13 protein-coding genes are annotated in these 11,334 nt (G+C 60.9%); 9 read left to right on the top strand and 4 right to left on the bottom strand.

Annotation, left to right across the window (positions count from 1 at the left end; genetic code table 11):
• The first annotated feature begins 210 nt into the window (after positions 1-210).
• The 3 genes from F6X42_RS40360 to F6X42_RS40350 all read left to right on the top strand — a co-directional run bounded on the left by F6X42_RS40360 (position 211) and on the right by F6X42_RS40350 (position 3,181).
• Complete coding sequence (locus F6X42_RS40360) at positions 211-687, top strand: hypothetical protein (protein ID WP_187639392.1); 477 nt, start codon at positions 211-213, stop codon at positions 685-687.
• Between the two features lie 3 nt (positions 688-690).
• Positions 691-1,416, top strand: a complete 726-nt coding sequence (locus tag F6X42_RS40355; protein WP_187639391.1) for a hypothetical protein — start codon at positions 691-693, stop codon at positions 1,414-1,416.
• A gap of 514 nt (positions 1,417-1,930) precedes the next feature.
• The gene (locus F6X42_RS40350; RefSeq protein ID WP_187639390.1) at positions 1,931-3,181 is read left to right on the top strand and encodes an NHL domain-containing protein; all 1,251 of its coding nucleotides are present in this window, start codon (positions 1,931-1,933) and stop codon (positions 3,179-3,181) included.
• Positions 3,182-3,772: 591 nt separating this feature from the next.
• On the opposite strand, the gene F6X42_RS40345 is transcribed toward F6X42_RS40350, so the two are convergent.
• Together F6X42_RS40345 and F6X42_RS40340 are read right to left on the bottom strand one after the other, a co-directional pair.
• The gene (locus F6X42_RS40345) at positions 3,773-3,979 is read right to left on the bottom strand and encodes a hypothetical protein (RefSeq protein ID WP_187639389.1); all 207 of its coding nucleotides are present in this window, start codon (positions 3,977-3,979) and stop codon (positions 3,773-3,775) included.
• Positions 3,980-4,661: 682 nt separating this feature from the next.
• Positions 4,662-4,871, bottom strand: coding sequence for a hypothetical protein (locus tag F6X42_RS40340; RefSeq protein ID WP_187639388.1), 210 nt, complete (start codon positions 4,869-4,871; stop codon positions 4,662-4,664).
• Between the two features lie 420 nt (positions 4,872-5,291).
• Here F6X42_RS40340 and F6X42_RS40335 point away from each other — a divergent pair, with 420 nt between their 5' ends.
• Positions 5,292-5,810 carry a Uma2 family endonuclease gene (locus tag F6X42_RS40335; protein ID WP_187639387.1) on the top strand — a complete coding sequence of 173 codons (519 nt, stop codon included), beginning with the start codon at positions 5,292-5,294 and terminating at the stop codon, positions 5,808-5,810.
• Positions 5,811-5,902: 92 nt separating this feature from the next.
• Here the strand turns inward: F6X42_RS40335 and F6X42_RS40330 are convergent, their stop codons facing one another.
• Complete coding sequence (locus F6X42_RS40330) at positions 5,903-6,235, bottom strand: hypothetical protein (RefSeq protein WP_187639386.1); 333 nt, start codon at positions 6,233-6,235, stop codon at positions 5,903-5,905.
• Positions 6,236-6,547: 312 nt separating this feature from the next.
• Between F6X42_RS40330 and F6X42_RS40325 the strand changes: the two genes are divergently transcribed.
• On the top strand, positions 6,548-7,732 hold the full coding sequence (locus F6X42_RS40325) for an FIST signal transduction protein (protein WP_187639385.1): 1,185 nt from the start codon (positions 6,548-6,550) through the stop codon (positions 7,730-7,732).
• A gap of 163 nt (positions 7,733-7,895) precedes the next feature.
• On the opposite strand, the gene F6X42_RS40320 is transcribed toward F6X42_RS40325, so the two are convergent.
• Complete coding sequence (locus F6X42_RS40320; protein WP_187639384.1) at positions 7,896-8,237, bottom strand: hypothetical protein; 342 nt, start codon at positions 8,235-8,237, stop codon at positions 7,896-7,898.
• 223 nt (positions 8,238-8,460) lie between these two features.
• Here F6X42_RS40320 and F6X42_RS40315 point away from each other — a divergent pair, with 223 nt between their 5' ends.
• The 4 genes from F6X42_RS40315 (at position 8,461) to F6X42_RS40300 (ending at position 11,199) form a co-directional block, all read left to right on the top strand.
• Positions 8,461-8,808 carry an MTH938/NDUFAF3 family protein gene (locus F6X42_RS40315; protein WP_187639383.1) on the top strand — a complete coding sequence of 116 codons (348 nt, stop codon included), beginning with the start codon at positions 8,461-8,463 and terminating at the stop codon, positions 8,806-8,808.
• A gap of 24 nt (positions 8,809-8,832) precedes the next feature.
• On the top strand, positions 8,833-9,045 hold the full coding sequence (locus tag F6X42_RS40310; protein ID WP_187639382.1) for an ATP-binding protein: 213 nt from the start codon (positions 8,833-8,835) through the stop codon (positions 9,043-9,045).
• Positions 9,042-9,488 (top strand): cupin domain-containing protein, encoded by a 447-nt coding sequence (locus F6X42_RS40305; RefSeq protein WP_187639381.1) that lies wholly within the window; start codon positions 9,042-9,044, stop codon positions 9,486-9,488. The genes F6X42_RS40310 and F6X42_RS40305 overlap by 4 nt, the downstream gene beginning before the upstream one ends.
• 112 nt (positions 9,489-9,600) lie before the next feature.
• Positions 9,601-11,199 carry a SagB/ThcOx family dehydrogenase gene (locus tag F6X42_RS40300; protein WP_187639380.1) on the top strand — a complete coding sequence of 533 codons (1,599 nt, stop codon included), beginning with the start codon at positions 9,601-9,603 and terminating at the stop codon, positions 11,197-11,199.
• Positions 11,200-11,334: the final 135 nt, after the last annotated feature.

The following is an 11,334-nucleotide window of genomic DNA, read 5'->3' as shown; positions in this document are numbered from 1 at the left end:
AGGATCAAGCCACCGCGCAGCACGCCCGCTTCACATCACACGCAATACAAAGGTGCCGGGATGAAATCTGATCCGCTTACCTGACGATCGAACACGGCTTGACAAACAAGTCCCCATAGAAGCGGCCGTTCAGCGATCGGCGATTCCACGGTACTGAACGACCGAAATGGTGGATAAGTTACGGGCCACGACACCTACGATGACGACAGCTTGCACTGGCGGAACCGGCCGTTCGCCGATGGCAACGACGAGGAGCGCACCGCAATCTCCAATTTCACGCTGTTATGGAGCGTAATGGAGGGACGCGTGCTCGATAGGAAAGCGAATCCGACCTCGCTGCTTGCGGCTGTGAAGGCGCTCGCCCAGCGAGGCCCGTTGCGGTTAAGTTCGTTTGAGGCGAGCTTGACCTACTTCCGCGATCGTTACTTCCAAGGTGGCGAGTTCACATATCACTTTGAAAACCTCTTATTCAGGAAGCCCGATTGCCGTCCGCTCGTGGAGGGCGTGCTAAGCGGAAGCGATGACGACCTGGAGCACGTCGTCGGTGCATTGCTGCTCATTACCTACCGCTTGAGGAATAACCTATTCCACGGTGAAAAATGGAAATATGGCATCCGAGAGCAGCAGGAGAACTTTCGGCATGCCTCCGATATTCTAATGCGCATCATCGAGTTGCACCCAGCCTAAGCGATGGTTTGCGCTCTCTGCCATCAAGACAAGGTGTTACGAAAATCGCATATCTATCCGGAGTGGCTTTACAAGCCGCTGTACGACGAGAAACGGCGGCTAGAGGTCCTGTCGATCATCCCGGAAGGGCACAACGAGTTAAAGCAAAAGGGGATGCGTGAATACCTTTTGTGCGACGACTGCGAGCAGAAGATTTCAGCCTGGGAGGGCTATGCTCGCTCCGTGTTCGTCTCACCTGAGAAACCGCTGGAGGTGTCACGCGAAGGAGCATTGCTTAGCATCCGCGGCTTGAACTATGCGAAACTCAAGTTGTTCGAGCTGTCGATTCTGTGGCGTGCTGGAATATCGAGGCTGCCGTTTTTTGAAAAGGTTCAGCTAGGTCCGGCGCACGAAGAGCGCTTAAGACAGCTCTTGCTGGCATGCGACCCTAGTGATCCCGACCGCTATGGTGCGGTCATGTTCGGCCTCAAGGTTGGAAAGCTACCCGAAACGCTCCAGGTAATCGCTGAGCCCCGACCGATCCGTAACTATGGCATCAGGGCATACAACCTCACGTTCGGTGGATTCCTCTGGGTGTTCCACGTCTCGAGCAGTGTCCCACCGCCGTTGCTTCGCCAGTGTTTCCTACGTGAAGACGGCTCGCGGCTCATCAGCGTCCGCAACGCACTCGAAATGCGCAACCTTGAGGCTTTTGCACAGGAACTTAACCGCCTAGGGCGAGCGCCCTAGGATGTGCTGAGTTCTGGAAACTGAAGTCGTTGTCTTGGCCAACACGACTGCACGAATGACCGTAGCGCCCTTGGAAGTTGCCTTTAGGGTGGCGGCGAAACGAACGGCAGAAGTGGGTCGAGTGCAGCCCGTCGCGGCCATCAGGCAGCGCGATGGCACAGGTGTGAAGCCTGATGGTTCAGCAATTTCAGCCACCGAAACGTCAATGCTCAAACCAGCTGGCCATAAGAACGTACCTGGGCGGCGCAGTCCAGCGTGTTCCGTGCGTTCCACTCTGGCCAAGCTTGCCCGAGCCCAGCTATTTCCGTTTCCCAACAGCACGGCAAATTGTGTCCGTCCTGAAGGGAGGAGCCTAAAAATTTATTTGCTTTTCGAAACGCACTACTAAGATGAAGTGTTGGGCGGTTTGAAGGCTTTCGGGCTTGCTTTCCCTGGTCACAATATCCTGCGTTCCGCGACAACGACTTTTCCTTGAATAGTCGTGACAATTCGGTGACACCGAACAGGAGGATGTATGTCGCACGGAACACAGCTCTGTCCGAGCATCGCTGTCATGTTGCGGGCCCTTTACGCACTGCTGCTAATTGCGACGGCAAACCCCGCCCCCGCGCAGATCATCAGCACCGTCGCGGGCCCCGGTCAGGGCGGCGTAGGTGCGGCCGGAATCCAGGCCAACGCCATCGCGGTGGACCGATGGGGAAACATATATACCGCCGAACCGACATTTCTCGTCGTTCGCCGCATCGATCACGCGAGCGGAACCGTTACCATCATTGCCGGCACCGGGCAAGCAGGCTATAGCGGCGACGGCGGCCCTGCGACGCAGGCCATGCTCCACGATCCGACAGGGGTTGCGCTTGACAGGGCAGGTAACGTATTCATTGGCGATTTCGGCGTTGGCGTGCGAAGAGTGGATCGGGAAACCGGGGTCATCACCACAGTTGCCGGCCCGGGCAATCCCGGCGTACCTAACCGTGGTGACGGCGGCCCGGCCACGCAAGCCATAATGCTTGCAACCGACGTTCTTCTGAACGGGGAAGGCGATCTCTATATCGGCGATGACAACCGCATCCGGCGCGTGGACCACAAAACGGGAATCATCACGACCGTCGTCGGCGATGGGCACGATGCATTTCTCGGCGGCAGCGGCGAAGGCGGGCCGGCCACCGGCGCGGGCTTTGGCTACATCCCAGCGCTCGCCTTTGGCCCGCACCGCGAACTCTATATCGTCGATCCCGGTCTCTCAAATGTTCGCCGGGTGGATAGAAGGACTGACATCATTACCACTGTGGCCGGGGAGCACCTCACCTTCTTTTCTGCACCCCCGGCTCCCTTCGGCTATAACGGCGATGGCGTCGCGGCGACCGACGCGTTATTGAACTTCCCCACGCATATCACATTCGACTGCGCGGGTAACCTGACGATCAGCGATACCGTCAACTCCCGCGTACGCCAGGTGAATAGGCAAACCGGCATCATCACGACCATTGCCGGCAACGGGCAGGACTCTTACGGCGGCGACGGCGGCCTTGCCACTCAAGCTGGCATAGATGGTCCGAGGGGGCTCGCGTTTGGACCCGAGGGCGATCTGTTCTTTGCTGAAGCTGGGGGGAGCTCCGGGTACATTCGCAAGGTAAGCGGCCTGCCGAAAGCCGGGCGCCGCTGCGAAGAACGCGATGAGGACCGCGACGGCGGCGATGCGGGGCGCCCCAATGATCGCACCGATCGGAAAGATGGCGGTGCGTTGCTTCCATGGTGGTGGTGACACCGCTTTCGTTACGCCAGTATCGCGCGCGCAGATGATCGCGCGCGCGCCTGCGCCGGATGCGGAAAAGACGAGGGCAGCCTGCTGGCCAGCAGGCTACTTTGGACCACGCCACCAGCTCCGACTGTCGCAGTTCGGTCAGTAGCTGCCTCGCCATCGCCGATAGGTGAATTTCGGCTTCGGCCGACAAGCGGCAGGCGTCTCGGCATGAGCGAATGGCGGTTAGACTTTTGACAACGGACGTTGCCCTCGCGGAGACCCGAATGACGGCAACGGGTCGTCATGAGTCAGACGAAGGCAGACTGATCAAAGTCGGGAAAGTTAAAGGTGAGCGATGGGACCCGGGCGGACGCACGACCGGGTGAGGGCAGGCGGGCGCAGTGGCTGCGCTGCGGCGAGACAGCCGGGTTGGATAGTGTGTGTATGCTCGCTACGGTAACGTGTCTGACCAGCAGGAAACACTCCGGCAGCCGGGATCCCGGCGCGCTGGCTGCGATGCGTGATCGCAACTGCGGGTCCCGCGTCGAGCCGATCCGGGCCGCCCTGGTGGGCAACTATCTTCCCGAACACGTCTTCGCGCTGCAACCGGCCCTAGCATTCAATGACTTCTACCAGGCGCGCGTTGACGAATGCGATGCCTGGATCGAGTGCACATTGGCCATGCTTTCCGCCTGTAAGGCCGTGCCGCAATAGCCATTGGGAAAGATGCGCAGTCGGATCCAGCAGCCCAACGCGCTGAGCTTCGCCGTGCGTACCCTCATGCACCAGCTTGCTGGCGTCGACCTCACCCAGATTCATTGAATCGGCTCCTGCCGGGCTGTGCGTCTCGTCGCCGTATGCGGCACCGATCTCGACCCATGGCGGACCGCCAGGCATTTCAGCTCCTGGCTGACCCTGTCGCCAGGGTGCAAGGCCTCCAGGGTGAACGGAGTCAGGGCTTGATACAAAGGACTACAGATAAATGTGCTTCAGCGATGGTGGGACGGCGCGGCAGGGTGGAGCAGCGCAGAAGCGGTGATCCAGCCGCCGCCGTCCCGGTGGCCGACAGTCATTGCACTCGGAGGTGAACTATGAGCAAGAGCAACGGTGGGCAGACAACAGGCGGGCAGTCCCCGGCAGCGGGCTCGAAGACTGGTAGCCCTGGACGCGGCCGAGCGCCGAACGGTTTCTACGGCGGAAACTGGCCGGGCACTACTGGTGGCACATCTGGCGGCAACCGCGGGAACGCAGCACCTTCTGGCGGCAAGGGGTAACTACAAGGCTTTGACGAAAATTGGCCCGAGGGGCGAGCGGGCGCTGTGATGAAGTGCGGCCGACGTTAGCAACGTAGACGCTCCTAACCGGTCCTGCGCGATACCGCATCGTCTCGCTTGCTGGATACCGGCATGCGCGGAAGTACGGACGGAGCGGTGAGTGACGTCGCCAACAAGGATATTGCCGGCCGACATGCTCGATATTGACGCGTCCCTACGCTGGCTTTTCAGTGCGGCTCAAGCGCGTCGAGCCGAGCCCGCGCAATTTCATCGGGATGCGTGCAGTGATATGCGTCGAACAGGCGCGAGCACACCTCTGCGAGGTCCGCCAGGTTCAGAGCCTGGTCTGGATGGTCGACCTCTTTCGCGGTAAGTATGTCGTCGAGTACCGGCGCTAGTCGACGAAGTTGCCGAAATGTCTCCAAATCTAGTTCCATATCAATTCCCTTTGCAGCGTGAACTGAGGCCTTGTGGCTGCCAGACCGTACGGCGTGGTTCGGAGTCGCGTGCCGAACGTTGTACGCCTGTGAAAAGACCGACCGGCGAATCCACCACGCTAACACTTTCATATGTCTCACGCAGAGGACGGTCTCTCGGCCTCAGCCGATAAGACTGCGTTAAACCTCGGAAGTTTTTGCGCGACGCACAAATTTCTTAAGAAGTTGCCTCAGCATTCCCGGGCTGAGGCTTGTCTCGCACCCCAGCGGCCGGCGCGCGCGTGCGCTGGAAATTGAGGCGGTTTCAAGATTCGAGTTTGACATTACTGAGCCGGAGTTGTGCGTCGCACAACAACTGAATTGTTAAATTCAAAAGAAAAGGGTATACGCTTACGCAACTTCCCTACCGGAGGCTTGTTCGTGTCGACTTTGCTTCAGCAGGACGGACTCGTTGCTACATGGTGCCGGATTAACTCTGGCGCCGAAACGGGCGCCTTGGAATGTTCTGAGCTCGACGCATGCGGCGAAATCGTGCCGCATCCGCATCCTTCAGGTCGACGACAGATTGTCATGACTGACGTGTACTGCCAGATTGCCGAGACGATAGGCCACGTCGCGGCGATGTCGGTTGCGGTGGCGACCCGCTCCTTTGGGATCCGTGTACCTGACGTGGTGTGGATGCCCCCGGAGAGGTGGGAATCAATCGACCGGGAACTCCCTGTTCCGTTTGTTCCGGACCTGTGCGTGGAAGTGCTTCTGGACCGACGGATGCCGCAAGATATTGGGCACAGAGTCCGGGCCTACCTGGAGGATGGTGCCCGCGAGGTCATCGTCGTCGGCCAACGCGGCGAACTGCAGTTCTACGGCGCTCATGGGCAACTTCAAGCATCAGCGTTTGGCATATCTTTGTCGCTCGAGCCAATGTACTTCGACGCATAGCGCCGTCGTCCACTGAATCCGTTGGCCGAAACTCAGCGAGCGCTTTATCTGGGTGGGAAATCGCACGTACGCTGCTTGCGGCGCTCCAGGCGTCAGTTGCAGTTCGTGCTTGCCATGCCGCCGCCGAGGTTCGTGGTCGTACAATGGATGGGGGCGCCAGTCAGATGCACTGTCTGCGGCTGCCGCGCGTTGACCGCGTGCATGTAGTTCGCCCACGCGGACATGCTGTTTGCGAACTGCTGATTTGCAATCTGCTCGGCCTGGAGCTGTCGCTCCTGGTTTTCAACGAGGCGAGCTTCCCGGTACTGTCGGGCCGCGTCGACGGCGGCTTTCCCTATTGCATACCGGCGCTGCGCGAACTCGCCGTAGGTGACCAGGCGGTCAAAGTCCGGCACTGGCCATGTATGTCCGTAGTGGGTCGACATGAGCCTATCGCGGGACGCGGCGCGCGGCCAGAAGTGGCCGGTGACTAGTCTATGTCGACTGACAGTTCGCCGCCGAGGCTCATCCTGACCGGGGCGGGTTCGACCAGGGTGAACTCGATGTTGAACGGCGCGACTTTCCGGGCCACCGCCTCGACGCAGCCTTCGCCCCCCCACTCGTTGATGTGGTAGAGGCTGAAATTCGGATAGGCAGTCGGTCCGCCTGCCGCCTTGATCGCGGGTTGCTCAACGGCCGGCTGAACATACCTTGCCTGCGAAGGTCCAATTTATTCTGGTCTTCGACACGTTTCCGCCATGTCTCGCGCTTCGTTTGTCCACGCACACGCTGCCCACGCCGATTGGCGGGTGGCCCTGGCCGAGTGCCAGAGGCAAGTGCAAACTCAAATTTCGACGCGTGCGGCACAGGAAAATGAACCCGGACCGTTCACGCTCGGTTGGTGCTACCTGAGCGACTATTACGCACCCGCGTCCGAGGCAATCCTCAGTGAGTTGCACCGGGGTCTGCCCGGCGTCGCTTGGGTCGGTACGGCCGGTGTCGGCGTGGCCGCTAGCGGCATCGAATACTTCGACGAACCGGCCCTGGTGTTGATGGTCGCGCCGCTGCCACGGGAATCGTTCCGGCTATTCTCCGGCCTGCAGCCAATGCCTGCGACGTCCTCTGGGTTCGTGGCCCATACCGCGCTGGTACATGCCGAGGGCGGCACACCCGACGTGCAAGAATTGCTGCACGAGTTGAGCGCACGCACAACCACTGGATATCTCTTCGGCGGGCTATCCTCGGCGCGAAACCGTCCGCTACACATGGCTGACGGCGTGTTCACCGGCGGTCTGTCCGGAGTGCTCTTCGGCCCCGAGGTCGGTCTGATCTCACGTGTGACGCAGGGCTGCCAGCCGATCGGGCCGCTGCGCACCATCACGCAGGCCGAACACAATCTGGTGGTCACGCTGGACCGCAGGCCTGCACTCGATTGCGTGTTGCAAGATCTTGGACTCGACCTGGATCTGCCAATCGATGCGTTTTCGGAGGCGCTGTCCACCACCCTGGTGGGCTTGAGCATCGGCGCCGAGGACGTGCCGAAGTGGCCTGGAAGGTTCGGCGCGGATACACTCGTGCGGCACCTGCTGGGCGTGGATCTGGAGCACCGGGTCTTGGCGATTGCGGATCTGGTCGAGCCCGGCATGCATCTCGCCTTTTGCACGCGCAACCCCGAAGCCGCCCGGGTCGATCTGGTGCGCATTGCAACGGAAATCCGCGCGGAACTCGAAAGCGGCACGGCGGGGCACCTGTCGGGCGCCCTGTATGTCAGTTGCTCGGGACGGGGCGGCCCGCACTTCGGTGCGCGGCATGCGGAATTGCAGACGGTGCGAAAGGCGCTAGGTGACGTGCCGCTGGTGGGATTCTTCGCCGGCGGCGAGATCGCAAGGGATCACCTTTACGGCTACACGGGGATATTGACGGTCTTTACGAGCCGGGACTGATGCCCTGAACTGTTCTGATCGGCGCTCCGGCCCTGTACGCCAACAGCCATTCGCATGCCGCGCTGACAACTCCATGCATGCCCTTTTCGAACCACGCCTTGTTAATGACGCGTTTGGCGACCCGGGTCTATAGACAGTCGCGAGCATCGTCGCTCTGTGTCGATCACCGCCCCGTCAGCATCCGCAGGATTTTTTGCACGATGCGCTCATGCAGCTCCAGCGCCTCATCGAGCGTCCGTGTTCCGTAGCTCTTGTTCCCTCGCGCTTGCACTCCGGCGATGCGCGTCACAAACAGCAAGGGCTCCCCAGTCCTGGCTTCGGACACACCTCGGAAGCGGGTCGTGACCGTTACGCCGGATTCTTCCAGCAGCGTGCGGCGGAAGATCAGTTCGTTCTCAGCCATCCAGCGCGACCACTCGCCGCGGTCGAACACCTCGACGGGCCTGTTCTTCGCATCGAGGACATAGACGCTTTCCCGCCTGGGCGGGACGGAGCGGGTCTTCATATTTCAATTGGGAGGCGCGAGCAGGAAGCCGATCGCCTCCCGCCACCAGGTTTCGTCGACATAGCCAATCCAATCGTTATGTTCAGCCTCCTTCACGATCCTCAGTTGCCTCGGTTCGTGCTGCAGCGCAACCCGGCTCCGTACCTATAATCGATTTGCTGGCCAGGCGTTTGTTGGCCTGATGCAATGATTCGTGGCCAGTGCAGGAGCAGTGGAGGCGGCTATGCACTTCGACGCATTTTCTTTTGGTTCTATCCGCATAGATGGCGTTACTTATCAGCATGATGTGGTGATCGACCGCGGGCAGGTTCGCAAACGCAAAAAGAAGCCATCGAAGGCGTTCCGCGAAGCGTTCGGGCATACACCGCTATCGATGGCCGAGGCCATTCCCTGGAGTTGCCAGCGCCTCGTGATCGGCACGGGCACCGGTGCGTTGCCGGTGATGGAAGAGGTGAAGCAAGAGGCCGCGCGCCGGAAGGTCCGACTGCTTATCGTGCCGACGGAGGAAGCCATCGCCACCCTCAAGGAGCGCGCTCATGGAACAAACGCGATTCTGCACGTCACGTGCTAGGCGGTGCATCTGGCGCGGCACTTCGTGGGACAGATTGATCTCGAGTCGCGTCCCACCAGCGGCAAGGGCTGCGGTCTCGGTCTCGACATCGCCTACCGGATCGTCGTCAACCGGCATGACGGCGCGATCACCGTAGCGTCGCAGCCGGGCGCGACGACGTTCCAGGTGCGGCTGCCGCTCGGCGCGCAGGCCGCGGGCGGCGACGAGAATCCTCGACTTGACGGAGACAGAGAATGACTCCAGGCGGCGCGGTACCAGGCGAACCCATCAAGGTCGGTCAATTGAGCATTCGATACCTGATTGATGGAACCGCTACTGGCGGCATGGGTGTATTCGAATTGACTGTGCCACCCGGCTCACACGTTCCACCGCCGCATCGACACACCCATAACGAGGAGTGCGTCTATGCGCTCGAGGGCATACTGCGGTACTCGGTCGATGGCGTAGAGCGGGACCTGTCGCCAGGAGACTGGATGTTCACCCCACGCGGAGCGGCCCATCACTTCAGCAACCCGCACAGCAACTCGGCCCGCGCCTTGATCGTCATTGCGCCCGACATTGGCGCTCAGTATTTCCGTGATGTTGGAGCAATCGTCAATGCTGGCGGTCCACCCGACCGCGCGAAGCTTCTCGCCGTGATGGCCGAGTACGGGCTGGTGCCAGCACTACGCATTGAATAGCAGTTGCCGAACCATCGCGTCCCGAGAATGCCCCGCATCTCGGGAGCGGCAATTTGCATCGGCTCGTGCTCCGGACAGCCGCACGTGCGGGTATTCTTGGTCTGAGGTGAACATGGACCCGCTAAAGCATGCGCTGCTTGAATATCACGAACGCAGCAAGCACCGCGTCAACTCCTACGCTCCCGGCCCCGGGAGGCTGGATTGGGCAACCCAGCCGGATCCGTTCCGTGTGTTTGACGGCACGGCGCGCGTTGGTCTGCCGTTAGCCGCGGACACACTCGCGACTCGCTACAACGATCTACGCTGCGGCACCCTGCCGCTCGCGCACGGATTCGATCTATCCAATCTGGCAATCCTGTTCGAACTTTCGCTCGGCCTGTCGGCGTGGAAATCCTATGGCGCCCAGCGGTGGGCACTACGTTGCAACCCATCGAGCGGAAATCTGCATCCGACCGAGGGCTATCTGCTGTGTCCGGCATTGCCCGACTTGCCCGGAGGCGTGTATCACTATCTGAGCCGGAGTCATGCGCTTGAACATCGCGCCGCAGTGGAGGATCCGCAATGGACCGAGGCGTTTTCAGAGAGCGGCGTCCTGCTCGGCGTAAGCTCGATCTACTGGCGCGAGGCGTGGAAATACGGTATGCGCGCTTGGCGATACTGCCAGCACGATTGCGGCCATGTCGTCGCCGCAGTGAGCTACTCGGCGGCAGCGCTAGGCTGGCAGACGCGGCTGCTTGAGGAGACCGCCGATGACGCAGTGGCCGACTTGCTTGGATTGGACCGCAGGGAAGACTTCGGAGTGGCCGAAAGAGAGGCGCCGGATGTTTTGCTCTGGATCGGCAATCCTGCATTGCGGCCTGATCTCGAGCGCATGCGGACCGCGCTGGACAAGGCTCAGTGGCACGGGCGCGCGAATCAGCTGAGCTCGGGACACGTGACGTGGGCGGATATCGATTCGATTCATCGCGTCACGCATAAGCCCCCGACTCGCGCACCGACCTCGTCGACTCCGCAACAGCGCCCGCCGCCCGCGACGCCGGCCCTCGATCTCAACTTTGCCCGGATCGCCCGACAGCGTCGCAGTGCGGTGAATTTTGACGGTACGACGTGCATCACCACGGGGGCGTTTTTCAGCATGCTGGCGTGCCTGTTGCCACGTCGTGACACGCCGCCGTGGAATGCACTGATGTCTGCTCCCGCAGTGCACGCGGCACTATTCGTGCACCGCGTGGACGGCTTGGAGCCGGGCCTGTATATGCTCGTGAGAAATACGGGCGCGCTGCAGGATCTCAAACAGTCCATGCGTCCGGAATGGCTGTGGCAAAAGACCGGACCAGACTGTCTGCCGCTCTATTTTCTGCTGCCTTACGACCTGCGCGCCGCGGCAAAGTTGATCTGCTGCGACCAGGATATCGGCGCTGATTCCTGCTTTGCGCTGGGGATGCTCGCGAGTTTCGAAATCGCCTTGAAAGAGCCGTGGCGATATCGCCACCTTTTCTGGGAATGCGGCATGCTCGGTCAGGCGCTCTATCTCGAAGCCGAAGCCGCCGGAGTGCGCGCCACGGGGATCGGCTGCTTTTTCGACGATGAAATGCACGCGCTGCTCGGCCTGAAAGATCACGCCTGGCAGAGCCTGTATCACTTCACCGTCGGTGGCGCATTGGACGATCAACACCTGTGCGCCTTCCCGCCCTATGAGGTTCAGCCCTGAAACGAGAGCCCCGGCGGTCGGTCAAACTCCCCCGGGTATGGTCACTTCAAACTCCCCCACCTGACGACCGTCGGCTGAGCCACTAAAGCTGCCGGGAGAGGTGTTGCAGGACGTCTATCTTCGTCTCCTTCGAAC

Source organism: Paraburkholderia podalyriae, from assembly GCF_014397785.1.
Lineage (GTDB): Bacteria > Pseudomonadota > Gammaproteobacteria > Burkholderiales > Burkholderiaceae > Paraburkholderia > Paraburkholderia podalyriae.
The sequence above is the reverse complement of the archived record's forward strand: the minus strand, read 5'-3'. Positions and strand labels throughout refer to the sequence as shown.

Bases quoted from the DNA above. Each gene is read 5' to 3' on its own strand.
- F6X42_RS40355 (WP_187639391.1), top strand. From the start codon at position 691: ATGGTTTGCGCTCTCTGCCATCAAGACAAGGTGTTACGAAAATCGCAT.
- F6X42_RS40350 (WP_187639390.1), top strand. From the start codon at position 1,931: ATGTCGCACGGAACACAGCTCTGTCCGAGCATCGCTGTCATGTTGCGG.
- F6X42_RS40340 (WP_187639388.1), bottom strand. From the start codon at position 4,871: ATGGAACTAGATTTGGAGACATTTCGGCAACTTCGTCGACTAGCGCCG.
- F6X42_RS40315 (WP_187639383.1), top strand. From the start codon at position 8,461: ATGCACTTCGACGCATTTTCTTTTGGTTCTATCCGCATAGATGGCGTT.
- F6X42_RS40325 (WP_187639385.1), top strand. From the start codon at position 6,548: ATGTCTCGCGCTTCGTTTGTCCACGCACACGCTGCCCACGCCGATTGG.
- F6X42_RS40345 (WP_187639389.1), bottom strand. From the start codon at position 3,979: ATGAATCTGGGTGAGGTCGACGCCAGCAAGCTGGTGCATGAGGGTACG.
- F6X42_RS40305 (WP_187639381.1), top strand. From the start codon at position 9,042: ATGACTCCAGGCGGCGCGGTACCAGGCGAACCCATCAAGGTCGGTCAA.
- F6X42_RS40320 (WP_187639384.1), bottom strand. From the start codon at position 8,237: ATGAAGACCCGCTCCGTCCCGCCCAGGCGGGAAAGCGTCTATGTCCTC.
- F6X42_RS40300 (WP_187639380.1), top strand. From the start codon at position 9,601: ATGGACCCGCTAAAGCATGCGCTGCTTGAATATCACGAACGCAGCAAG.
- F6X42_RS40330 (WP_187639386.1), bottom strand. From the start codon at position 6,235: ATGTCGACCCACTACGGACATACATGGCCAGTGCCGGACTTTGACCGC.